At 73.6% G+C, this 23639-nt stretch carries 19 protein-coding genes; 15 read left to right on the top strand and 4 right to left on the bottom strand.

Annotated features, from left to right (window positions below):
* Positions 1-56: 56 nt before the first annotated feature.
* Positions 57-1250, bottom strand: a complete 1194-nt coding sequence (locus IE271_RS21540; protein ID WP_190192014.1) for a spore photoproduct lyase family protein — start codon at positions 1248-1250, stop codon at positions 57-59.
* A gap of 394 nt (positions 1251-1644) precedes the next feature.
* Here IE271_RS21540 and IE271_RS21545 point away from each other — a divergent pair, with 394 nt between their 5' ends.
* The 4 genes from IE271_RS21545 (at position 1645) to IE271_RS21560 (ending at position 7699) form a co-directional block, all read left to right on the top strand.
* Positions 1645-3153: an LCP family protein gene (locus tag IE271_RS21545; RefSeq protein ID WP_229919480.1), complete on the top strand. Its 1509-nt coding sequence runs from the start codon at positions 1645-1647 to the stop codon at positions 3151-3153.
* A 331-nt stretch (positions 3154-3484) separates the two neighbouring features.
* A complete protein-coding gene (locus IE271_RS21550) occupies positions 3485-4822 on the top strand; it encodes a hemolysin family protein (protein ID WP_190192015.1) in 1338 nt (445 codons plus the stop codon).
* The gene (locus IE271_RS21555; RefSeq protein WP_190192016.1) at positions 4819-5841 is read left to right on the top strand and encodes a hemolysin family protein; all 1023 of its coding nucleotides are present in this window, start codon (positions 4819-4821) and stop codon (positions 5839-5841) included. The genes IE271_RS21550 and IE271_RS21555 overlap by 4 nt, the downstream gene beginning before the upstream one ends.
* A 370-nt stretch (positions 5842-6211) precedes the next feature.
* Positions 6212-7699, top strand: a complete 1488-nt coding sequence (locus tag IE271_RS21560) for an MFS transporter (protein WP_190192017.1) — start codon at positions 6212-6214, stop codon at positions 7697-7699.
* A gap of 61 nt (positions 7700-7760) precedes the next feature.
* On the opposite strand, the gene IE271_RS21565 is transcribed toward IE271_RS21560, so the two are convergent.
* Positions 7761-8123, bottom strand: a complete 363-nt coding sequence (locus IE271_RS21565; protein ID WP_190192018.1) for an STAS domain-containing protein — start codon at positions 8121-8123, stop codon at positions 7761-7763.
* Between the two features lie 286 nt (positions 8124-8409).
* On the opposite strand from IE271_RS21565, the gene IE271_RS21570 reads away from it, so the two are divergent.
* The 8 genes from IE271_RS21570 to IE271_RS21605 all read left to right on the top strand — a co-directional run bounded on the left by IE271_RS21570 (position 8410) and on the right by IE271_RS21605 (position 17234).
* Positions 8410-12597, top strand: coding sequence for a SpoIIE family protein phosphatase (locus tag IE271_RS21570; protein WP_190192019.1), 4188 nt, complete (start codon positions 8410-8412; stop codon positions 12595-12597).
* Positions 12597-12905: an STAS domain-containing protein gene (locus tag IE271_RS21575; RefSeq protein WP_190192020.1), complete on the top strand. Its 309-nt coding sequence runs from the start codon at positions 12597-12599 to the stop codon at positions 12903-12905. The genes IE271_RS21570 and IE271_RS21575 overlap by 1 nt, the downstream gene beginning before the upstream one ends.
* A 71-nt stretch (positions 12906-12976) precedes the next feature.
* Positions 12977-13852, top strand: coding sequence for an aminoglycoside phosphotransferase family protein (locus tag IE271_RS21580; protein ID WP_190192021.1), 876 nt, complete (start codon positions 12977-12979; stop codon positions 13850-13852).
* A gap of 268 nt (positions 13853-14120) precedes the next feature.
* Complete coding sequence (locus IE271_RS21585) at positions 14121-14357, top strand: hypothetical protein (RefSeq protein WP_190192022.1); 237 nt, start codon at positions 14121-14123, stop codon at positions 14355-14357.
* 174 nt (positions 14358-14531) lie between these two features.
* On the top strand, positions 14532-15617 hold the full coding sequence (locus IE271_RS21590; RefSeq protein ID WP_190192023.1) for a YihY/virulence factor BrkB family protein: 1086 nt from the start codon (positions 14532-14534) through the stop codon (positions 15615-15617).
* Between the two features lie 291 nt (positions 15618-15908).
* Entirely contained in the window at positions 15909-16280 is a 372-nt protein-coding gene (locus IE271_RS21595) for a phage holin family protein (protein WP_190192089.1), read from the top strand.
* Positions 16277-16762 (top strand): DUF3618 domain-containing protein, encoded by a 486-nt coding sequence (locus tag IE271_RS21600; protein WP_190192024.1) that lies wholly within the window; start codon positions 16277-16279, stop codon positions 16760-16762. Before IE271_RS21595 ends, IE271_RS21600 begins: the two co-directional genes overlap by 4 nt.
* 178 nt (positions 16763-16940) lie before the next feature.
* On the top strand, positions 16941-17234 hold the full coding sequence (locus tag IE271_RS21605; protein ID WP_190192025.1) for a hypothetical protein: 294 nt from the start codon (positions 16941-16943) through the stop codon (positions 17232-17234).
* A gap of 155 nt (positions 17235-17389) precedes the next feature.
* Here the strand turns inward: IE271_RS21605 and IE271_RS21610 are convergent, their stop codons facing one another.
* Both IE271_RS21610 and rfbB read right to left on the bottom strand, forming a co-directional pair.
* Positions 17390-18001, bottom strand: a complete 612-nt coding sequence (locus tag IE271_RS21610) for a flavin reductase family protein (protein ID WP_190192026.1) — start codon at positions 17999-18001, stop codon at positions 17390-17392.
* A 221-nt stretch (positions 18002-18222) separates the two neighbouring features.
* Positions 18223-19215, bottom strand: coding sequence for a dTDP-glucose 4,6-dehydratase (gene rfbB / locus IE271_RS21615; RefSeq protein ID WP_190192027.1), 993 nt, complete (start codon positions 19213-19215; stop codon positions 18223-18225).
* Between the two features lie 119 nt (positions 19216-19334).
* Between rfbB and IE271_RS21620 the strand changes: the two genes are divergently transcribed.
* The 3 genes from IE271_RS21620 to IE271_RS21630 all read left to right on the top strand — a co-directional run bounded on the left by IE271_RS21620 (position 19335) and on the right by IE271_RS21630 (position 23606).
* Positions 19335-19904: a TetR/AcrR family transcriptional regulator gene (locus IE271_RS21620; protein ID WP_190192028.1), complete on the top strand. Its 570-nt coding sequence runs from the start codon at positions 19335-19337 to the stop codon at positions 19902-19904.
* 244 nt (positions 19905-20148) lie between these two features.
* Positions 20149-21333 carry a GDSL-type esterase/lipase family protein gene (locus tag IE271_RS21625; RefSeq protein ID WP_190192029.1) on the top strand — a complete coding sequence of 395 codons (1185 nt, stop codon included), beginning with the start codon at positions 20149-20151 and terminating at the stop codon, positions 21331-21333.
* 326 nt (positions 21334-21659) lie between these two features.
* The gene (locus IE271_RS21630; RefSeq protein WP_190192030.1) at positions 21660-23606 is read left to right on the top strand and encodes a glycoside hydrolase family 15 protein; all 1947 of its coding nucleotides are present in this window, start codon (positions 21660-21662) and stop codon (positions 23604-23606) included.
* Positions 23607-23639: the final 33 nt, after the last annotated feature.

Here is a 23639-nt window from a genome sequence, read left to right on the forward strand (position 1 = left end):
GCGGCGGACGGTGTGTCCCGTCGGCGGGAGCCGGGCGCGGTCCGCGCCGGTGCGGGTCAGAAGGCGTACCGGATGCGCAGCCAGGGAGCGTGGGCCGCGACGAGGCCGCGCAGGGTCTCCAGGGCCCCGGCCTTGACGTCGTTGCGGTAGCGGACGTTGAGCGCGCCGTTCTGGGACCGCTTGGCCTGCTGGAGGCCGGGCCGCCACAGCGCCTCCTCGGCGCGGGGGTGCCAGCCGAGGTTGACCTCGTGCAGCTCCTGGTTGTGCGTCAGCATGATCACCTCGGCGGCCGCCTGCCGTTTGACCCGGTCCGGCAGGACGTCGTCGAGGTGACGCAGCAGCTCGGCCCAGTCGTCCTCCCAGCCGGGGCGGATCACCACGGGGGAGAGGTTGAAGTGCACCTCGTAGCCGGCGTCGAGGAAGTCGGGGGCGGCGGCGATGCGGTCGGCGATCGGCGAGGTGCGCAGGTCCAGCAGCCGGGAGTCGTCCGCGGGCATCAGGGAGAAGCGGATCCGGGTCCGGCCGCGCGGGTCGAGGGCGAGCAGGTCGGGATTCACGAACTTGGTGGCGAAGGACGCCTTCGCGGTGGGCCACCGGGCGAAGGCGTGCACGAGGTCCGCGGTGTTGTCGCAGATCAGGGCGTCCACCGAGCAGTCGCCGTTCTCCCCGATGTCGTACACCCAGGCCTCGGGGTCGACCTGGTCGGGCTCGGGTTTGGGACCCTGCCGAGCGATGTGCCGGCCCAGGTGGGCGATCAGCCGGTCGATGTTGGTGAAGACCGTGACGGGGTTGGCGTACCCCTTGCGGCGCGGCACGTAGCAGTAGGCGCAGGCCATGGCGCAGCCGTTGGAGGGGCCCGGGGCGATCCAGTCGGCGGACCGGCCGTTGGGGCGGCTGGTGAAGGTCTTCCGCTCGCCCAGGACGAGCGTCTCGCCCTTGACGCGCACCCAGCGCTCGACGTTCCCCTCGTTGCCGTGCAGCTCGGGGATGCGCCAGTGGGACTCCACCTCGATCAGTCGGGCGTCGGGGAAGCGCGCGAGGACCTGCCGGCCGCGGGGCGACGCGGCGGCCCCGGGCTCGGCGTAGATCTCCCGCACGGGCAGCAGCCGGCGGGCCGCGGGCGAGTCGCGGAAGAGCGGCTCGGTGCCGGACCGGGGGGCCGGTTCCGCCGCGGGTGCCGCGGAGCCGAGGGCCTCCAGGCCGAAGAGGGCGTCGGAACCGTCGCCCGGCGCGGCGGACGGGTGGGTCATGGGTGCTCCGGAGCGGGTCGTACGGCGGGCGCCGGTCGCCCGGGCCGGTGGTCGGCCGCGGTCTGCCACATGGCTGGACCGACCCCTCTATTCTACGCATTCCGGGCCGATCGCCGAAGGCTGCCGGTGGCGCGCGGGCCCGCCGCGCCGAGCGCGGCCCCCTCGCTCCACCGAGGTGTTCGGGCCTCCTGCGCTACGGCCTGTTTGTGCCTTTTGTGTACCCGTGGTCCGGAGCGATCGTCTTCCTTTGGGCGACGCGTGGAGCCGTGCCGGCTCCCTGCCCCGCGGGCGGCCCCGTGGTGCGAGGGGCGGGGCGGGCCGCGCCCGCGCAGCGGTGGGAGTCCGGCCGGCGAAGGGGCTGACGGTGAAGACGGCGCGGCGGGGCCGGATCCTGATGTGGGGCGCGGGCGCCTGCGCGGCGCTCGTCCTCGGCGTCGCGGGCGCCGGCGCCTGGGTCTACGAGGACCTGGACGGCGGCATCAGGGCTGCGGACGTGAACACCAGGATCGGCGGGGAGCGGCCGGTCAACCGCAGTCCGGGCTCCAGGAACATCCTGGTCGTCGGCTCGGACAGCCGTGACGCCGGGAACGCGCGGTACGGCACGGGGCTGACCACCATGCAGTCCGACACGCTGATGGTGGTGCACCTCCCGGCGGACCGTGAGTGGGCCGCCGTCGTGTCCCTCCCGCGCGACTCCTGGGTGGAGATACCCGCCTGCGACCGGGGCGACGGCACCGTCTCGTCCCCGCACCACTACAAGATCAACGAGGCCTTCGCGATCGGCGGCAGCGGCGGGGACGTCGCCGCCGCTGCCGCCTGCGCCGTCAAGACGGTGGAGAGGAACACGGGGCTGCGCATCGACCACTACGTGTCCGTGGACTTCCAGGGCTTCAAGGGCATGGTCGACGCGCTCGGCGGCATCGAGGTCTGTCCCGAGGAGGCCATCCACGACGAGAAGGCCCACCTGGACCTGGACGCGGGCTGCCAGACGGTCAGGGACGAGGCGGCCCTCGGCTACGTACGCGCCCGGTACGACGTCGGGGACGGCTCCGACCTCGGACGCATCGGCCGCCAGCAGGAGTTCGTGGCGGCCCTGGCCCGGAAGGCGCGGTCCAGGCTGACCAGCCCGAGCGCGGTCTACGGCGCCCTGAAGTCCGTGACCGGGTCCCTGACCACGGACGAAGGGCTCGCCGGCATCAGGCCGCTGTACGAACTCGCGTCCGAGTTGCAGGACGTGCCCGGCGACCGGCTGGCCTTCCTCACCGTCCCCAACTACCCGCGTCAGGCCGACGTGGCCACCGACAAGGCCAACGTGGTGTGGCGCTACCCGCAGGCCGCCGGCCTCTTCTCCGCCCTGGCCGAGGACGAGGAGGTGGACGAGGAGCGGCTGAGGACGGGCGCGGTGGACCCCGTCCACGCGTCCTCCGTGCGCGTACGGGTCCTCGACGGCGCCGGTGACCCGGAGCGGACCGCCGCCGTCGCCGGCGCACTGCGCGCACGCGGATACACCGTCGTCGACGCGGACGGGTCCCAGGAGGACGGCGACGGGGATCAGGAGGACGGCGACGGGGAGCAGGAGAACGGTGACGGGGAGCAGGAGGACGGCGACGGGGAGCAGGAGGGCGGCAGGGGGGAGGAGGGGAGCAGGGGCGAGGAGGACGACCGGGTCCCGGAGGGCACGGACGGGGCGCCGGAGGGCACGGACGGGGCGCCGGAGGGCACGGACTGGGCGCCGGAGGTCGTCCGTACCACCGTGGTCGTCCACCCGCGGGGCCTGGAGCGGCAGGCCGCGGCGCTCGCCTCCCGCCTGCCCGGTGTGCGGGCCGTCCGCGACGCGGGCGCCGCCGACGGTGTGGTCACCCTGGTGGTCGGCCCCGGTCTCGACGCCGACGACGTCCGATGAGCCGTCCACCGCGCCGGGTGGGGCGCCCGCCGAAGCGGATGGGGCGTCCTCCGCGTCCGGTGGGGCGCCCGTCGCGTCCGGTGGGGCGCGGACGGGCGGGTGCGCCGCGACCGGTGGCAAAGGGCGGACCGGAGGGCCGGTTACCGTTCCCCGCAGCTCCTTTACAGTGACTGTAGAAGCAGGGAATCCTGTCTTCACCCACTGTCCTCCCGCGCGTCGTGCGCATTCCACGAAGGAGCGATGAACCCCCGATGGGTGAGCCTCCCAGTAGTAGTCGTGCCCTGTCCCGCCGTCCGGGCGCCGCGGCGGTCGAGGAAGCGGGAGCGGCACGATGACCGAACTGCTGCTGCTTCTGCTGGCTCTGCTGCTGACACTGGCCTGCGCGGTGTTCGTCGCGGCGGAGTTCTCGCTGACCACCGTCGAGCGCGGTGACCTGGAACGTGCCGTCGAGGCGGGGGAGCGCGGCGCCGAGGGCGCGCTGAAGGCCGTACGCCGCCTCACCTTCCAGCTGTCCGGCGCCCAGTTGGGCATCACGGTGACCTCGCTGGTGATCGGCATGCTCGCCGAGCCGTCGCTCGCGGCGCTGCTCGAAGGCCCGCTGGAGGCGGCCGGTCTGGGCGGTGCCGCCGCGTCCGCGGCGACCGTGCTGGGCGTGGCCGTCTCCACCGTCGTACTGATGGTGGTCGGCGAACTGGTGCCGAAGAACTGGGCGATCTCGCGGCCGGTGGCCGTCGCCAAGGTGGTCGCCCGGCCGCAGAGCGGCTTCACCGCCGCGTTCGGCCCGTTCATCAGGCACCTCAACAGCACCGCGAACCACGTCGTGCGCCGCTTCGGCCTGGAGCCCGCCGAGGAGCTGGCCTCCGCCCGCACCCCGGAGGAACTGGTCGCGCTCGCCCGGCACTCGGCGGCCGAGGGCGCCCTGGAGGCCGACTCCGCCGAGCTGTTCGTCCGCACCCTGCACCTGGGCGAGCTGAGCGCGGAGAACGTGATGACCCCGCGCGTGGACGTCAAGGCGCTGGAGGCGCACGCCACGGCCGCCGACGCCGCGAACCTGACCCGGGCGACCGGCCTGTCCCGCTTCCCCGTCTACCGCGACGGCCTGGACGAGGTCGTCGGCACCGTCCACATCCGCGACGTCCTGGCCCTGGCCCCGCGGGAGCGGGCCGTCACCCCGGTCACCGACCTGGCCACCGAGCCCCTGCTGGTGCCCAGCAGCCTCACCGCCGACCGGCTCCTGGAGCGGCTGCGGGCCACCCGCACCATGGCCGTCGTCATCGACGAGTACGGCGGCACGGCGGGCGTGGCCACGGTCGAGGACATCGTCGAGGAGGTCGTCGGCGAGGTGCGCGACGAGCACGACCCCGTCGAACTCCCCGACCTGCTGCCCGTCCCGCGGACGGGCGAGGGGCCCGGGGCGTGGGAGGCGGAGGGCGGCGTGCGCCTGGACCAGCTCGCCGCGATCGGGCTCACCGCGCCGGAGGGCCCGTACGAGACGGCCGCCGGGCTGATCGCCACCCGCCTCGCCCGCATCCCCGCCAAGGGCGACACCGTCGACGTCGGCGGCTGGCGGATCGAGGTCCTCGACGTCGACCACCACCGCGCCGACCGCGTCCGCATCACCGCGCCGGCCGCCGCGCGGTCCGCCGAGCTCGCGGAGGACGCCCGATGACCGCCCTGCAGCTCGCCCTCGGCGCCCTGACGCTGCTGACCAACGCGTTCTTCGTCGGTGCCGAGTTCGCCCTGGTCTCGGTGCGCCGCAGCCAGATCGAGCCCCGCGCGGAAGAGGGGAACAAGCGGGCCAGGATGACCCTGTGGGCGCTGCGGCACATCTCCGCCATGATGGCCACCGCCCAGCTCGGCATCACGGCCTCCTCGCTGGTGCTCGGGGCGGTCGCCGAACCCGCCATCGCCCACCTGCTGGAGCCCGCCTTCGAGGCGGCCCACGTCCCGCACGGCCTGGTGCACCCGATCGCGTTCGCCCTCGCGCTGACCGTGGCGACGTATCTGCACATGCTGGTCGGCGAGATGATCCCGAAGAACGTCGCCCTCGCCGCGCCGGTGCCCACCGCCCTGCTCCTCGGCCCGCCGCTGGTGGCGGTCACCCGGGCGCTGCGCCCGGTCGTCCTCGGTGTCAACGCCTTCGCCAACGCGCTGCTCAAGCTCCTGCGCGTCGAGCCGAAGGACGAGGTCGAGTCCGTCTTCACCGACGACCAGCTGGCCCGTATGGTCGTCGACTCCAGTGAGGCCGGGCTGCTGACCCCCGCCGACGGCGAGCGGCTGCGCGACGCGCTGGAGCTGGGCACCCGCCCGGTCGGCGAGATCCTCGTCCCCGTCCAGCGCATGCACACCGTCGGGCACGCCGTCACACCGGCCCAGCTGGAGCGGACGGCCGCCGAGGCGGGGTACTCCCGCTTCCCCGTCACCGGCCCCGACGGCACCCTGCTGGGTTACCTGCACATCAAGGACACCCTGGGCCTCGCCGACCGCGACCGGCCCTTCCCCCGCGCGGCCCTGCACCCGGTCACCCGGGTCCGCATCGACACCCCGCTGGACGACACCCTCACCGCGCTGCGCGCCGAGGGCAGCCACCTCGCCGCCGTGCTCGGCGGGAACGGCCGCGTCATCGGGTTCGTGACCATGGAGGACGTCCTGTCCGAACTGGTCGGCCCCGCCCCGGCCGCCGCATGACGGTGCGACCGCACGGCCGTCCCGGGCGCACCCCGCCCGGGGCGGCCCGGCACGTGTGCGCGTGCGACGGCGACGACGTCGACCGCGGTACCGGACGCGTCGTGGCCGGCGCGGGCCGCAGCGGCCGGTCGGGACGGTGGGGGTACGGCTTCGCGGACGCTCTGACCTGGGAGGGGGTGCTGCGCGACGACGGTGGGCCCGCATCCTCATAGGTGTAATGTGCACGAATTTGGGCAGCGGCTCTGACATGCGCCGAACGATCATTGCGGCGCAGAATTCGCTTAGGCGAACTGCGGTAATGCGAGAGAAAGGCGGCAGCGTGACCGACGCGATGCCTGAAGGGCACCCCCATTCCCAGCGACGGGCGAGGATGCCGAAGGCCGTGGCGGAGATGCCGCGGCAGGTCCGTGAGGAACTCACCCGCCGGCTCCGCCGGAACAAGCGCGCCTTCCGCAAGGAGGACGTCCAGGTCGTCGAGCCGCCGCTGCTCAAGCGGGCGGTCGGCGCCTCCGCACTCGGCAACTGCATGGAGTGGTTCGACTTCGGGGTCTACAGCTATCTCGCCGCCACCATCGGGAAGGTGTTCTTCCCCGGCGCCTCGCCGGGCGCCCAGGTGATCTCCTCCTTCGCGACCTTCGCCGCAGCCTTCGTGGTGCGCCCGCTCGGCGGTCTCGTCTTCGGCCCCCTCGGGGACCGCCTGGGCCGCCAGAAGGTGCTCGCCACCACCATGATCATGATGGCGGCCGGCACCTTCGCCATCGGCCTGATCCCGAGCTACGCCACCATCGGCATCGCCGCCCCCATCCTGCTGCTCCTCGCCCGGATGGTCCAGGGCTTCTCCACCGGCGGCGAGTACGGCGGCGCCACCACCTTCGTCGCCGAGTACTCGCCGGACCGCCGCAGGGGCTTCCTCTCCAGCTGGCTCGACTTCGGCACCTTCGTCGGCTACGCGCTCGGCTCCGCGCTGGTGACCCTGCTGAACTTCCTGCTCACGGATGCCGAGATGCTCTCCTGGGGCTGGCGCGTCCCGTTCCTGATCGCCGGTCCGCTGGGCGTCATCGGCCTGTACATGCGGCTCAAGCTGGAGGAGTCACCCGCCTTCCAGCAGCAGCTGGACGAGCACGAGCAGAGCCTCGCCCAGGAGTCGGCGGGCAGCGAGTTCAAGACCATCGTCAGGAGCCACTGGCGGCCGCTGCTCGTCTGCATGGGCCTGGTGCTGCTCTACAACGTCACCAACTACATGGTCACCGGCTTCCTGCCCACCTACCAGACGGAGACCCTGGGCCGCTCCAGCAGCTCCGCCGACGTGCTGGTGCTGATCGGCATGGTGTGGATCGTGCTGCTGATCACCTTCATCGGCCGGTTCAGCGACCGGATCGGGCGGCGCCCGGTCTACGCCGTCTCCGCGGCCGCGATGATCGTGCTGGCCGTGCCGTCCTTCCTGCTCATCAGGATGGAGGGGACCTGGCCGCCGGTCCTCGGCGTGCTGATCCTGTCGACGCTGCTCGCCTGCTTCGCCGCGCCGAGCGCCGCGACCCTGCCCGCGCTCTTCCCGACCGCCGTGCGCTACGCGGCCATGGGCATCGGCTTCAACTTCGCCGTCGCCGCCTTCGGCGGCACCACCCCGCTGGTCACCGAGGCGCTGGTGAACACCACCGGGAACGACCTGATGCCCGCCTACTACCTGATGCTGGCCGGCGTCATCGGCCTGGTGACGGTGAAGTTCCTGCCGGAGAGCGCACAGGTGCCCCTCAACGGCTCCCAGCCGATGGTCGGCTCCAAGGAGGAGCAGCGGGAGCTCATCACCACGTCCAAGGAGCTCTACCACTTCTCGAGGGAGTACTCGAGGACGGGATGACCGGGCGGGCTCCCCGGGACTCCCGGGAACTCCCGGGGGCGGTCCGCGGCGCGGGCCGCCCTCAGCGGACCAGCGCCTCGACGGCCCGCTCCACACTCGCGTGCAGGGTGAACACCTGGTCCAGGCCCACGATGGCGAAGACGCGCGCCAGCTCGGGGCTGGGGCCGGCGAAGGAGAGCGAGGAGCCGGCCGCCTCGGCGCGGTGGTGGGCGGTGATGAGCAGGGACAGACCGGTGGAGTCGCAGTACTCCAGCGCCGAGAGGTCGATCACGACGTCCGTGCCGGACCCGAAGGGCAGCTCGTCGATGGCCTCGCTGAGGCGGGGACCGGTGTAATGGTCCAGCTCACCGGCCACGCACAGCAGGATCGGCCCGGCGGGGTGCGACTGCCGGGTGAGGGCCAGTATGTCCTTCGTGTCGGTCACCGTGTCTCCTGGGCGGCGGGTGCGGTCCGGTGCGGTCGCGCGGCCTCGTCCGGGTCCTCGCGGCCGGACGGCCGGACGGCCGTCGGTCGGGCCGGAAACCCTTCCCTTGTTTCCCGGTACGGTCCCACCATGCGTGGTATTGCTGCGAAGAGGACCGGACGGGCCCTCGGATCACCTGCCCTATCCTACGAACCTGCAATGACTCGCGGGAAGCGGGACCGGGACCGGGCGGAAGCGGCGGATCCGGCATCGCTGTGCCCTCACGGGGGGTAGGAAAGGGTGTCGCGTGACGCGTGGTGACGACGCTGAGCAGGAGCCGCAGGCCACGAGCGGGGAGACGGTGTTCACCGCCGACCCCGAGGTCGGACGCCACCTGGCCGCGGTCGACTGGGCGGCCACCCCGCTGGGGCCGCCCGCGGGCTGGCCGCAGAGCCTGCGGACCGCGGTCAGCATCCTGCTCTCCTCACGCTTCCCGATGTGGATGGCCTACGGGCCGGAGCTGACGTTCTTCTGCAACGCCGCCTACCGGCGCGACACCCTGGGCCGCAAGTACCCCTGGGCGCTGGGCCGCCCCGCCCGCGAGGTGTGGGCGGAGATCTGGGGGGACATCGGCCCCCGCATCGACACCGTCCTGCGCACCGAACAGGCCACCTGGGACGAGGGCCTGCTGCTGTTCCTGGAGCGCTCGGGCTACACCGAGGAGACGTACCACACCTTCTCCTACAGCCCGCTGCGCGACGACGCCGGTCAGGTGGTCGGCATGCTGTGCGTGGTCAGCGAGGAGACCGAGCGGGTCATCGGCGAACGGCGCATGGCCACCCTGCGCGACCTCGGGTCCGACCCCAGCGTGGTCCGCACCGAGCAGGAGGTGCTGGCCTTCGTCGGCCGGCAGCTCGCCCGCAACCCGCAGGACCTGCCCTTCACCCTGACCTACCTGGTCGACGACGAGGGCCGGAGCCTGCGGGTGGGGGCCACCGGCATCCCCGCCGACCACCCGGCCGCCCCGGCCGTCCTGCCCGCGGACGGGTCCGGCACGGTATGGCCCGCGGCGGCGCCGGCCCGCGGCGAGGCGGCCCTCGTGCCCCTGACCGGTACCGCGTTCACCGGCCTGCCCACCGGGCACTGGCCCGTGCCGCCCACCCAGGCCCTGGTCGTACCGCTGCTGCGGCAGGGCAGCGAGCCGTACGGCTTCCTGGTCGCCGGGCTGAACCGCTACCGGGCCCTGGACGAGGGCTACCGCGGCTTCGTCGAGCTGGTCGCCGGGCACATCGCCGCCGGCATCGGCAGCGCCCGCAGCTACCAGACCCAGCAGCGGCGCGCCGAGGAGCTCGCCGAGCTGGACCGGGTCAAGACCGCCTTCTTCTCCAACATCAGCCACGAGTTCCGCACCCCGCTCACCCTGATCATGGGCCCGGTGGACGAACTGCGCGACCGCTACGCCCAGGCCGACCCGCAGCTGCGCGAGGAGCTGGAGGTCATCCACCGCAACGGCCTCAGGCTGGGCAAGCTGGTCAACGCCCTGCTGGACTTCTCCCGCATCGAGGCGGGCCGCATGCAGGCCGGCTTCGAACCGGTCGACCTGGCCGCGGTCACCGCCGAGCTCGCCAGCGTCTTCCGCTCCGCCATCGAGAAGGCCGGACTCTCCTTCGACGTGGACTGCCCCCCGCTCGACGAGCCGGTCCACCTCGACCGCGGCATGTGGGAGAAGGTGATCCTCAACCTGCTCAGCAACGCCCTGAAGTTCACCTTCGAGGGCTCCATCGGCGTGCGCGTCCGCAGCGAGGACGCCCACGCGGTCGTCACCGTCTCCGACACCGGCATCGGCGTGCCCGCCGCGGAGATGCCCCGGCTGTTCGAGCGGTTCCACCGCATCGAGAACGCCCGTTCCCGCTCCAACGAGGGCAGCGGCATCGGACTGGCCCTCGTCCAGGAACTGGTCGGCCTGCACAGCGGCACCATCACCGCCGAGAGCACGGAGGGCGAGGGCACCCGCTTCACCCTGCGCATCCCCTTCGGCACCGCGCACCTGCCTCCCGAGTCGCTGATGCCCGCGGCCCGCACCAGCACGGTCTCGGCCACCGCCGACCCCTATCTGCAGGAGGCGATGCGCTGGCTGCCGGCCGACGCCTCCTTCGTGCCCGTGGGATCCGCCGGCGTCACCGGATCCGCCGGCGCGGCCCCGGTCGAGCCGGCCACCCACACCCCCGCGCCCACCACCCCGGCCCGCGTGCTGGTCGCCGACGACAACGCCGACATGCGGGAGTACCTCGTCCGCCTCCTGGACAGCGCCGGCTACCAGGTCGACGCCGTGAACGACGGCCTGCAGGCGCTGGACGCCGTCCGCCGGAACGCCCCCGACCTGATCGTCAGCGACGTGATGATGCCCCGTCTGGACGGTCTGGCCCTGGTCGAGGCCCTGCGCGCCGACACCCGCACCGCCTCCGTGCCCGTCCTGCTGCTGTCGGCGCGGGCCGGGCAGGAGGCGTCCATCGAGGGACTGCAGGCGGGCGCCGACGACTACCTGGTCAAGCCCTTCGCCGCCGCCGAGCTCCTGGCCCGGGTCCGGGCCAACGTGGACCTGGCCCGGCTGCGCAACCACCACGCCCGCTGGCGCACCGCCCTGGTGGAGTCGCTGCAGGAGGCATTCTTCGTCTGCGACGAGGAGGGCGCCGTCATCGAGATCAACGCCGCCTTCACCGACATCCTCGGCTACGGTCCCGAGGACCTCCCCTACGCGCCCGTCCACCCGTGGTGGCCGAGCCCCGACGCCGACCCCGAGGCCCACCAGCAGGTCCAGCAGGCGTTCGCCCAGCTCATGGGCGACAACAAGGGCTCCTACACCATCCCGGTCTCCCACCGCGACGGGCACCGGCTGTGGGTGACCGCGTCCTTCAGCCAGGCGCAGGACCCCGAGAGCGGCCGCCGCGTCACCGTCGGCACCTTCCGCGACGTGACCGCCGAGCACTACGCCATCCAGCGCGAGACCGCCCTGGCCGCGCTGAGCACCGGCCTGTCCCGGGCCACCAGCCTCCCCGAGGCCCTGTCCGGGGCTCTGGAGGAGCTGAAGGAGCTCTGGCGCGCCCGGAGGGTCCTCGCCGCCGTCTTCGACCGCGGTGACGCCCCCTCCCTGACCGCCACCGGCCCCGGCCTGCGCTGGGAGGAGCTGCCCGGCGAGCGCCGCGCGGCGCTCGCCGGCCTGCGCGAGCGCCCGCTCCTGACCGTGCTGCAGGACCGGACCGGCGCGGGCATCCTGCTGGAGCACCCCGAAGGGCCCCTCGCGCTCTGGATCGACCTGGGCGAGCACCGGCCCTTCACCAGCGAGGACCAGCTGCTGCTGTCCCTGCTGGCCGGGCACCTCGCCCAGGGTCTTGTCCGCGTCCACCAGATGGACCAGCAGCGCGAGACCGCCCTCGCGCTGCAGCGCGCCATCCTCGGCCCCTCCCGGCTCCCCGAGGGCTTCGCCGTCCGCTACGAGCCCGCCACCCGTCCCCTGGAGGTCGGCGGTGACTGGTACGACACCATCACCCTGCCGGACGGCCGCATCGGCATCGTCGTCGGCGACTGCGTCGGCCGCGGCCTGGAGGCGGCCACCGTCATGGGGCAGCTGCGCAGCGCCTGCCGGGCCCTGCTGCTGCAGGAGGCCGGGCCCGCCCGCACCCTCATGGCCCTCGACCACTTCGCCGCCAGCATCCCCGGCGCCACGTGCACCACCGTCTTCTGCGGCGTCCTGGACCCCGAGACCGGCCGGCTGACCTACTCCAGCGCCGGACACCCGCCCGGCATCCTCGCCCGCCCCGACGGCAGCGTCCTGCTGCTGGAGGACGGGCGTTCCATCCCCCTCGCGGTCCGCCCGGGCAGGCCGCGTCCCGAGGGCGAGTGCACCCTGCCCGCCCGCGCCACGCTGCTGCTGTACACCGACGGCCTCGTCGAGCGCCGCCGCCGCTCGCTCCACGCGGGCATCGACCAGGCGGGCGCGGCCGTCCAGGAGGGCCGGGACACCGCGGTCGACGACCTCGCCACGCAGGTCATGGCCCGGCTGGCGCCCGCGGACGGCTACGACGACGACGTCGCCCTGCTGCTCTACCGCCACCCCGCGCCGCTGGAGATGGCGTTCCCCGCCGAGTCCTCCCAGCTCGCGCCGGTCCGCAAGGCCCTGCGGAGCTGGCTCGCCCAGTGCGACCTGCCCGTGCACACCGTGCAGAACGTCCTGATCGCCGCCGGGGAGGCGTGTGCCAACGCCATCGAGCACGGTCACCGCGACGCCCCCGGAGAAACCATTCGTCTTCGGGCCGAGGCGCTGGTCCACGACCTGCGCCTCACCGTCGCCGACACCGGCCGGTGGAAGACGCCGCAGCCCGAGCTCAACACCCACCGCGGCCGCGGTGTCGGCCTGATGCGCGCCGTGATGCAGAAGGTCACCATCACACCCGGCCCGTCCGGCACCACCGTCGACATGCACACGAGGATCGCCTGATGACCACTCCGCTCATCCTTACCCCAGGCCGGCGCCCGGACGGCACCCATGAGATCGCGGTCGTCGGCGAAGTGGACATGAGCAACATCAACGTCCTCAGCGAGGCCCTCGACAGCACGCAGGGCCCCGTCGTCCTGGACCTGACCGAGGTGGAATACCTCGACAGCGCGGGCCTGAACGTGCTCTTCGCCCACGCCGAGCGCCTGGAACTCATCGCCCCGCCCCTGCTGGCCCCCGTCCTGACCATCTCGGGCCTGGCCGACCTGGCCACCGTGCACGGCGTGGAGGCACCGCCCGCCCGGGAGTAGCCGAGCCGTCCCCGGGGGGAAGGGAAAACCGGTGTCGCGGGGGCGGGCCGCCGTTCTAGGGTTCCTGCCCGATGATGCACGAGAACGAGGTACGGACCGACGCCGCGGTGGTGCGGCGGCTGCTGGCGGCGCAGTTCCCGCGCTGGGCGCACCTGCCGCTCGAGGAGGTGCCCCAGGCCGGCACCGAGAACGCGATCCACCGGCTGGGCGGCGACATGGCGGTCCGCCTCCCGCGCGTCGAGGGAGCCGTCGGGCAGGTGGGGTTCGAGCACGAGTGGCTGCCGCGGCTGGCCCCGTTCCTGCCCGTCGCCGTGCCCGAGCCGATCGCCCTGGGACGGCCGGGGGAGGGGTACCCCTTCCCCTGGGCGGTCTGCCGCTGGATCGACGGCGCGCACCCGCCGACGGACGCGGGGGACGGGCACCGGTTCGCCGCGGACCTCGGCGCGTTCGTCGCCGCGCTGCGTCGCGTGGACACGGCGGGGGCACCACCGGGCCACCGCGGTGGCCCCCTGCGCACCAGGGACGCCTTCGTACGGGAGGCGGCGGCCGGGGCGGCGGACGTCGTCGACGCCCCCGCCGTGCTCGCCGCCTGGGAACGGGCCCTGGAGCAGCCGCGGTGGGACGGACCGCCGGTGTGGACGCACGGCGACCTCATCCGCGGCAACGTCCTGGTGGACGGCGGCACGCTCCGTGCGGTGATCGACTTCGGTACGGCGGGCGTCGGCGACCCGGCCTGCGACGCGATCGCCGCGTGGACCCTGCTCACCGCGGAGACCCGGCCGACCTTCCGGGAGGCGGCCGGGTTCGACGACGCCACGTGGGCGCGGGGGAGGGGCTGGGCGCTCGCCTTCGTCGGCGGGATCGACTACTACCGGCACACCAATCCGGCCATGGTGGAGCTGGGCCGCCGCGCCGTCGCCGAGGTCCTCGCGGAGACGGCGCGCTGAGCAGCGGGTCCGCAGGACCCGGCCGCGGTGCGGGAGCGGATCGGGGTCCACCTCAGCAGGTCGGGGAGCGGAGGCGGAGCCTCTCCGGCGCCCCGCCACGGGACGGCGGTGACGCGTGCGCACACCGTGGTGCCGCGGCAGACGGGGAGGATGGCCGCTTTCCCGCGCCGTGGCCCCCCGGTCACCGGATTTTCACACGGCCGGGGCGGTGAGCCGGGGCGCGGCGGGCAACCGGGTGGAGTACTGCCGGTGGGGAGGGACCTGTGTCGTGATCATCATCGCTGTTCTGCTGCTGCCCGTGCTGGGACTCCTGCTGTACGGAATGGATCGTTTCGAGGATCGCCTGTTCCGTGAGCCGACGGCGCCCCGGCACGCCCGTGGCCGCCACCTGCGCCTGATCGTCGGCGGCGGGAGGGGCGCAGGGAAGGGTGCCGCCGGGGGCCGGACGGCCCGCCGCGCGGCCGGGCCGGTGGCGCCGGCCGCGCGGAGGGCCGAGGCCGCCTGAGCCGCGGGCGGGACCGGGGACGGACGGGCACGGGCCGGCCCAGGAAAGCCGGAGCGGTCCGGAGCAAGCCGGTCCGGAGGGCCGGAGCGGACTGGAGCGGACCGGTCCGGAAAGCCGGACAGGATACTCCGGTCGGGGAGGCGTAGGGCCGTGGCCGAGGGATACCCGGCGAAAATGGCGAAACTCCATTTTCCAGGGCGAGAGAATCACCATGGCGGCCGAGGGAATCCGGCGGGCGACGAGAAGCCGACGGCCAAGGAGAACCCGGCGCCTGAAGAGGTCGGGCCGGGACCCGACGTGGAGGAGGCGGCCCCGGACACGCCGGCGAAGCTGCCGAAGCGGTCCTGGGTCCAGGTGCTCAAGGGGAGCCTGAAGGAGTTCCAGGACGACGAGCTGAGCGACCGCGCCGCCGCGCTCACGTACTACAGCGTGCTGTCGCTCTTCCCCGCGCTGCTGGTGCTGGTGTCGCTCCTCGGCGTCGCCGGCAAGTCGGCCACGGACTCGGTGCTGAAGAACATCGAGCAGCTCGCTCCGGGCTCCGCGCGCGACATCATCACCCGGGCGGTGGAACAGCTCCAGGGCAACGCCGGCACCGGCTCGGTCATGGCGATCGTCGGTGTGGTGCTGGCGGTGTGGTCGGCGTCCGGGTACGTCGCCGCCTTCATCCGCGCCGCGAACGCCGTCTACGACATGCCCGAGGGGCGGCCGGTGTGGAAGGTCCTGCCGGTGCGCCTCGGCGTGACGGTGGTCCTGATGGTGATCGCCGTGATCAGCTCGCTCATCGTGGTCTTCACCGGCGGCCTGGCCAAGCAGGCCGGGTCCGCCCTGGGCATCGGCGACACGGCGCTGACGGTGTGGTCGATCGCCAAGTGGCCCGTCCTGGTCCTGCTGGTCATCCTCATGATCGCGATCCTGTACTTCGCGACCCCGAACGCCAAGGTGAAGGGCTTCCGGTGGATCACCCCGGGCAGCTTCCTGGCCCTGGTGATCTGGCTGGTCGCCTCCGCCGGCTTCGCGTTCTACGTCGCCAACTTCGCCTCGTACAACAAGACCTACGGCACGATGGCCGGCGTCATCGTCTTCCTGGTCTGGCTGTGGATCAGCAACCTGGCGATCCTGCTGGGCCTGGAGTTCGACGCCGAGACCGTCCGGCAGCGGGCGATCGCCGGCGGCCACCCGCCGGAGGCCGAGCCGTACACCCAGCCGCGGGACACCAGGAAGTGGGACGAGGAGGACCTGCGGCGCATGGACGACATCTGACGGCCCCGCGATCGCGCGCACGAGGCCCGGCCGGACGCTCCCGGCGGGGCCGTCCGTCCCGGCGACGGTGAACGACTCGTGCAGGAAACACATGTAAATGACCTGAACTGAGTGGTTCGGGGTACTCGCGGATTCATCCGAGGGCCGGGAACCCGGGTGATCCGGTCCCGACAGGACGAGACGACAGAGCGAGACGACAGGTCGAGACGACAGGAGGTGATCGCCGTGGCGACCACGGAACAGCGTTACGCCGGGCCCGACCACAGCACGCGTGTCTCCGGCTCGGAGCCGGTGGGCGAGCTGGTGCAGCGGGCGTCCCAGCAGCTGACGGAGCTGGTGCGCGGCGAGCTGCAGCTGGCACAGGCGGAGATGAAGGAGAAGGGCAAGCGCTACGGCAAGGGCGGCGGACTGTTCGGCGGGGCCGGACTGGTCGGCTTCCTGATGCTGCAGTCCCTCGTGGCCACCCTCATCGCCGCCCTGGCCGTGCCGCTGCCGGTCTGGGTCGCGGCGCTGATCGTCACCGCGGTCCTCGGCGTGATCGCCGGTGTCATGGCCCTGGTCGGCAAGAAGCAGGTCAGCAAGGCCTCACCGGCGAAGCCGGAGCAGACGATCGAGAACGTGAAGGCCGATGTGGCCGAGATCAAGGGGAGCGCGCACCGATGAGCAAGCCGGCCCACGACGAACAGACGGACGCCAGTCCCGAGAAGCTGCGCGAGCAGGTCGAGCAGAAACGGCACGAGCTCGGGCAGACGGTCGAGGCCCTCGCGGCCAAGACCGATGTCAAGGCCCGCGCCCAGGAGAAGGCGACCGAGGTCAAGTCGCAGGCCGCCGCCAAGGCCGGCGAGCTGAAGGCGCAGGCCGCGGTGAAGGCGGGCGAGTTGAAGGCCAAGGCCGCCGACGTCGCCCATCAGGTCCAGGACAAGCTGCCCGACCAGGTGAAGGCGAAGACCGCGGGCAGCGGCGGGCAGCTCCGCCGCGTCGGCGTGGACAAGGCCGGACGGGTGTGGGAGGAGAAGGCGCCGGAGCCGCTGCGGCAGAAGGCGTCCCAGGGGGCCCGGATGGCGCAGGAGAACCGCACGGCTCTGCTGGCGGCCGCCGGTGTGGCCGCCGCGGTGTATCTGGTCTGCCGCCGCCGCAGGAGCTGAACACCGGGTTCCGGCGGCCGTCCGAGGCCCGGTCCGAAGCCCGCCGGGGGCCGCTCCGCTCCCCGGCCGTCCTTCGGTACCGGCCCGGCGGGCCGCGCACACGGAGGGGTGCCGGTACGAGCAGGACACCGGCACCCCCTCCCGTCCCCGTCACCCGCAAGGAAAGAGCACCACGGCCGTGTCCGCTCATCACGCGATACCCGCCCTGGTCGCCGCGGCGGCCGCCACCCTCGTCCTGACCGCGCGCTGGGCCGTCGGCCGCCGGCGCCGCCGGTCGCCGGACGTCCCCACCGCCCCGTGGGACCGCACCGTGCCGCCCGCCCCCGGCGGCCCGCCCCCGCCCCCGCCGCCGGCCGAGCCGCCCGCTCCCGCCGCGCCGGACGACCACGAGCCGCCCGTCGTACGGGACGCGGAAGCCTACGTCCACCGCTGCTGGCAGCAGCTCCGGGCGCACTCCGACCCGCCCGAGTGAGGGACGCGCCCGCCCGGCGGGACACCGGTCCGGCGGGACACCGGCCCGTGTGCACGGCGTACCGCCTCGGGTGTCGAGCGAAGCATGCGAAGTAGAAGTACGCGAAGGACGGCGCGTCCGGCTGCGCCCCGAGGCCCCGTCCTCTCTCTCCCGCCTCAGTTCCGGCGTTCCCAGTCCCGGTACGGGATGCGGGCGCGCTCGTGGAGTTCGCCGACCGTGCCCCATTCGTTCTTCCCCAGCCGGGCCAGCGGCCGCAGCCGCCTGATGTCGGGGTCTCCGTCCACCAGGACCTCCTCGCTCACGGCGGCGTGCACCACCCGGCCGAACACCACGGTGGAGTTGCCCAGCCCCAGTGTCGCGTGCAGCGTGCATTCGAGGGCGACGGGGGAGGAGGCCACCCGGGGCGGCTTCACCCGCAGCGACGGCTCCGTCCCGATCCCCACCGCGTCGAACTCGCCCTTGTCCCGGGGGAAGTCCGTCGCCGTCTCGTTGATCTGGTCGAGGAACGGCTCGGAGGCGATGTTGACGACGAACTCGCCCGTCGCCTCGACGTTGCGCAGCGAGTCCTTCCGCCCGACCGAGGTGAACTGGACGACGGGCGGATCGGTGGAGGCGACCGTGAAGAAGGAGTGCGGCGCGAGGTTGGCGGTCTCGCCGTCGGCCGTCAGGGTCGAGACCCAGGCGATGGGCCGCGGCACGATCACCGCGGTGAGCAGCCGGTAGAAGGACCCGGGGTCGATGGAACCGGGGGAGTAGTCGACGCGCATGACAGCCAAGCTATGCCTTGTGGGCGCGGTGACGCGAGCCGGGCCGCGGGCCTGCCGGGCGACACGGGGCCGCCGGGTGCCAGGACCCGATCCGGTGCCAGGGTGTGACCCGGTGCCGTGGAACCGCTCGGTGCCACGGCACCCTTCGGTGCCGGTGCCGGTGCCGGTGCCGGTGTTGGTGTCGGTGCCGGTGCCGGTGCCGGTGCCGTGGCACCGCCCGGCTACAGCGCGGCCCGCTCCTTCAGCGGCTCCCACCAGCATCGGTTGTCCCGGTACCAGGCGACGGTGTCGGCCAGCGCCGTGTCGAAGTCCGTGACCGGCGCGTAGCCCAGCTCCTCGCGGATCTTCGTGCAGTCGACCGAGTAGCGCCGGTCGTGGCCCTTGCGGTCCGCGACGTGCCGCACGCTCGCCCAGCCGGCCCCGCAGGCGTCGAGCAGACGCTCCGCCAGTTCCCGATTGGTCAGCTCCGTGCCGCCGCCGATGTTGTAGACCTCCCCGGCCCGCCCCCTGGTCCTCACCAGCTCGATGCCGCGCACGTGATCGTCGATGTGCAGCCAGTCGCGGACGTGCAGTCCGTCCCCGTACAGCGGCACCGTCCCGCCGTCGAGCAGCCGTGTGATGAACAGGGGGATCAGCTTCTCGGGGAAGTGGTGGTGCCCGAAGTTGTTGGAGCAGCGCGTCACCCGTACGTCCACACCGTGTGTGCGGTGGTGGGCGAGCGCCAGCAGGTCGGCGGACGCCTTCGAGGCCGCGTAGGGGGAGCTGGGGCGCAGCGGCGCGGTCTCCGGCGACGACCCCTCCTCCAGGGAGCCGTACACCTCGTCCGTCGAGACGTGCACGAACGTGTCCAGGCCGTGCGCGAGGGCCGCGTCGAGCAGCACCTGCGTGCCCAGGACGTTGGTGCCGACGAAGGCGCCCGCCGAGGCGATCGAGCGGTCCACGTGCGACTCGGCGGCGAAGTGCACGATCTGGTCGTGCTCCGCGGCCAGCGCGCCGACGAGCGCGGCGTCGCGGACGTCGCCGCGCACGAACCGGAAGCCGGGGTGCCCGCGCACGGCGTCGAGGTTGGCGGGGTTGCCCGCGTACGTGAGGGCGTCGAGGACGGTGACGGACACCCCGCCCGGCCCGTCCGGGCCGAGCAGCGTACGGACGTAGTGGGAGCCGATGAACCCGGCCCCGCCGGTCACCAGGATCCTCGTGGGTGATGCGGTCATGACGTGATCTCTACCGTGCCGCGGCCGGCGGGCACCACTCGCCGACCGCCCGCCGCCGACTTGCCTAAAGGTTTTAGGAAGCTGCATAATCCTTTCAGGAAAAGGAAAGGGCGGCGGTCATGGCGCGCGCGGGACTCACCACGGAACGCCTGGTCAAGGCCGGGGCGGAGCTGGCCGACGAGGTCGGGTTCGACCAGGTGACGGTGTCGGCGCTGGCCAGACGGTTCGGCGTGAAGGTCGCGAGCCTGTACTCGCACGTGAAGAGCTCCCACGACCTCAAGACGGGCATCGCCCTGCTGGCCCTGGGCGAACTCGCCGACCGGGCCGCCGAGGCGCTGGCCGGGCGCGCGGGCAAGGACGCCCTGGCCGCCTTCGCGAACGCCTACCGCGACTACGCCCGGGAGCACCCCGGCCGCTACGACGCGGCGCGGTTCAGGCTGGACCCGGAGACGGCGGCCGCCAGCGCCGGCGTCCGGCACGCGCAGATGACGCGCGCGATCCTGCGCGGCTACGACCTGACGGAGCCGGAGCAGACGCACGCGGTGCGGCTGCTGGGCAGCGTCTGCCACGGCTATGTGAGCCTGGAGGCGGCCGGCGGCTTCAGCCACAGCGCCCCGGACTCCCAGGAGAGCTGGGCGTGGGTCGTGGACAGCCTCGACGCCCTGCTGCGCGGCCGGCCCCTCTCCTGACCGCGGCCCGCACCCTCCGGCCGCGCAGTGCCGTGCCGTCGCCCGTCGGCGCGCACCGGATGCGTAGGCACGCTTCGAACGCGTCAGCACGTTGCGGGGATGTCGGCGCGCACCGGAGGCGTCAGCACATTGCGGGCGCGTCGGCGCGCACCGGATGCGTCGGCACGCGTCGAACGCGTCGGCGCGTACCGGGCGCGTCGGCGCGCCCGCACCCCTCGGACCCCTCGACCGACAGGCTGGAACCATGAACGCCGAGCGCGACCTGATCACCACACCCCTCACCGCGGACATCCTGCGCGGCGCCCTGGACCTGGAGCGCACCGAACACGGTGTGCTGCCGCACCGGCTGCCCGCCCGGGCCCGCGCGCAGTGCGCCGACGGGCAGCTGGCGATGGCGGAGGCCCAGCCCTCCGGCGTGCGGGTGGCCTTCCGTACGCGTGCCACCGTCGTCGAGCTGGACACGCTCCCCACCAAGCAGGTCTACAAGGGGGCGCCGCCCCGGCCCGACGGTGTGTACGACCTGCTCGTGGACGGCCGCCCGGCCGGCCGGGCCCACGCGGACGGCGGCGGCGTCATGACCGTCGACATGGCCACCGGGACCTCGGAGACCCGGCCCGGCCCCGTCGCCACCGTCCGGTTCGAGGGCCTGTCCGCCGAGGCCAAGGACGTCGAGGTCTGGCTGCCCCACAACGAGATCACCCAGCTGGTCGCCCTGCGTACCGACGCGCCCGTGGAGGCGGTGCCGGACCGGGGCCGCAGGGTGTGGCTGCACCACGGCAGCTCGATCAGCCACGGCTCCAACGCCGAGAGCCCCGCCACCACTTGGCCGGCGCTGGCCGCGTCCCTCGGCGGCGTGGAACTGGTCAACCTCGGCCTGGGCGGCAGCGCCCTGCTCGACCCGTTCACCGCCCGCGCCCTGCGCGACACCCCCGCCGACCTGATCAGCGTCAAGATCGGCATCAACCTGGTCAACGCCGACCTGATGCGGCTGCGCGCCTTCGGTCCCGCCGTCCACGGCTTCCTCGACACCGTCCGCGAGGGCCACCCCGTCACACCGTTGCTGGTCGTCTCGCCGATCCTCTGCCCCATCCACGAGGACACGCCCGGTCCCTCCGTCCCCGACTTCAGCCGACTCGGCGCCGGACGGCTCCTGTTCGAGGCGGCGGGCGACCCCGCGGAGACCGCCGCCGGAAAGCTCACGCTCACCGTGGTCCGGGAGGAGCTGTCCCGCATCGTGGAGCGGCGGGCGGCCGAGGACCCGCACCTGTACTACCTCGACGGCCGCGAGCTCTACGGCGAGGCCGACTCCGCAGGACTGCCGCTGCCCGACCGCATCCACCCGGACGCCGCCACCCACCGGCTCATGGGTGAGCGCTTCGCCGAGCGGGTCTTCGGCGACGGCGGCCCCTTCGCGGCCCGGGCGGCCTGAAGGCCCGGGTGCTGGAGGGACCGAGCACCTACGGGTCCCGGTGGACCGAAGGCCTGCGGGGGCCGGTGGACCCGGGGCCTGCGGGCTCCGTTGAGCCGAGGGCTTGCGGGTCCCGGTCCCCGGGGATCGGTGCGCCGCGGTCGCCGAAGGCCCGTGCGCCCCGGTTCCCCGCAGGTCCGTGCCCGCTGCACGCCCGTGCCCGGGCGGTTTCACCCCCGGTGGGTGAGGCCGGCCGCCGCGGCGCGGCCGAACGCTGGGCGTGTGCAGGCCGGTGACGGGCGCCCGACCGGGCCGCCCGGGCGCACCGGCCCGACGGAGGCGATCTCGTGAACCGGTACCCGCCCATCGCGGAGCACGGCATGGTCGGCGATCTCCAGACCGCCGCCCTGGTGTCCTCCGAAGGATCCGTCGACTGGTGGTGCACGCCCCGCTTCGACTCGCCCAGCGTCTTCGCCTCGCTCCTGGACAGCGAGCGCGGCGGCCACTGCCGCCTCGCGGCGGAGCCCCCGGACGACAGCGGCGGCGACGGCGAGGGGATGACCGTACGGCAGCTGTACCTCTCCGACACGGCCGTCCTCGTCACCCGGTTCATGGCGCCCGGCGGCGTGGGCGAGGTCGCCGACTTCATGAAGCCCGTGGACTCCCCGGCGCCGACGGACCGGCACCGCCTGGTCAGGATCGCCCGGGTGGTCCGCGGGCGTCTGACGTTCACCCTCGCCTGCCGTCCGCGCTTCGACTACGGCCGTGCCGCGCACACGCTCACGCGGGCGGGCGACCACGCGGCGGTCTTCCGCGGTCCGGGCACGGACCTGCACCTCCAGTCCACCACCGGCGTCCCGCTGCGGGCCGACGGCGACGACGTCACGGCCCGCTTCACCCTCTCGGCGGGGCAGGCGGCCGCGGTCGTGCTGACCGGCACGGCGAGCGGCGGCCCGGCCCCGGCCCCGCCGTCCCTGGGCGGCGTCGCCGAGGAACTGGAGGCGTGCCGCGCCTTCTGGCTGTCGTGGCTGCGCCCCTGCACCTACCGCGGACGCTGGCAGGACATGGTGAACCGCTCGGCGATCACACTGAAGCTGCTCACGTACGCCCCCACGGGAGCGCCCGTCGCCGCGGCGACCATGGGACTGCCCGAGCAGATCGGCGGCGAGCGCAACTGGGACTACCGCTACACCTGGATCCGCGACGCCTCGCTGTCCGTCGCCGCCCTGATCGACCTCGGTTTCGAGGCGGAGGCGCACGCCTACCGCCGCTGGCTGCGCGACCGCGTCGAGGCCGGGGGCACCACCTCGGGCGACCCGCTGCAGATCATGTACCGGGTGGACGGCGACCCCCACCTGGGCGAGGAGGTCCTCGACCATCTCGAGGGCTACCGGGGGTCGCGGCCGGTGCGGGCGGGCAACGCGGCGGCCGGCCAGCTCCAGCTCGACATCTACGGAGAGGCCTGCGACGCCCTGGTGGTGGGCGGCGACATCGGCGCGATCCGCGGCTGGCAGGCGCTGAGCGGCGTCGTGGACTGGCTCGCCGACCACTGGGACCGGCCCGACGAGGGCATCTGGGAGACCCGCGGGGGCCGCCAGGACTTCACCTACAGCCGGCTGATGACCTGGGTGGCCTTCGACCGCGCCGTCCGCGCGGCCACCCGCTTCTCCCGCCCCGCCGACGTCCCGCGCTGGACCGCGGCCCGGGACAGGGTCTTCCGGCAGATCGTCGAGCGCGGCTGGCACGAGAAGCGCCGGGCCTTCGTGCAGCACTACGACACCGACGTCCTGGACGCCTCGCTCCTGCTGATGCCCCGGGTCGGCTTCCTCTCGCCGCGCGACCCGAACTGGCTCACCACCCTCGACGCGATGGACGAGGAACTGGTCAGCGACAGCCTGGTGTACCGGTACAACCCCGAGGCGTCCCCCGACGGCCTGCGCGGCTCCGAGGGCACCTTCAACCTGTGCAGCTTCCTGCACGTCGAGGCGCTCGCCCGCACCGGGCGCCTCGGACAGGCCCGGCACGCCTTCGACAAGATGCTCACCTACGCCAACCACGTCGGCCTGTTCGCCGAGGAGATCGGCCCCTCGGGCGAACAGCTCGGCAACTTCCCCCAGGCGTTCACGCACCTCGCCCTGGTCACCGCGGCCATGGCGCTGGACGAGGAACTGGCCGGGGCGGAGAGGAGGCCGGGCGCCGGCCGCGACCTGCGCCCGCCCGCCCACGGCTTCACGGCGCCCCCGGAAGCCGCGGGCGAGGCCGGCGCGGGGGGCCGGGGGGACCGGAGCGGCTGAGGCGGGCCGGTCCCCGCCGCCGCCCCCGCCGGG

The organism is Streptomyces minutiscleroticus, from assembly GCF_014650875.1.
Taxonomy (GTDB): Bacteria; Actinomycetota; Actinomycetes; order Streptomycetales; family Streptomycetaceae; genus Streptomyces; species Streptomyces minutiscleroticus.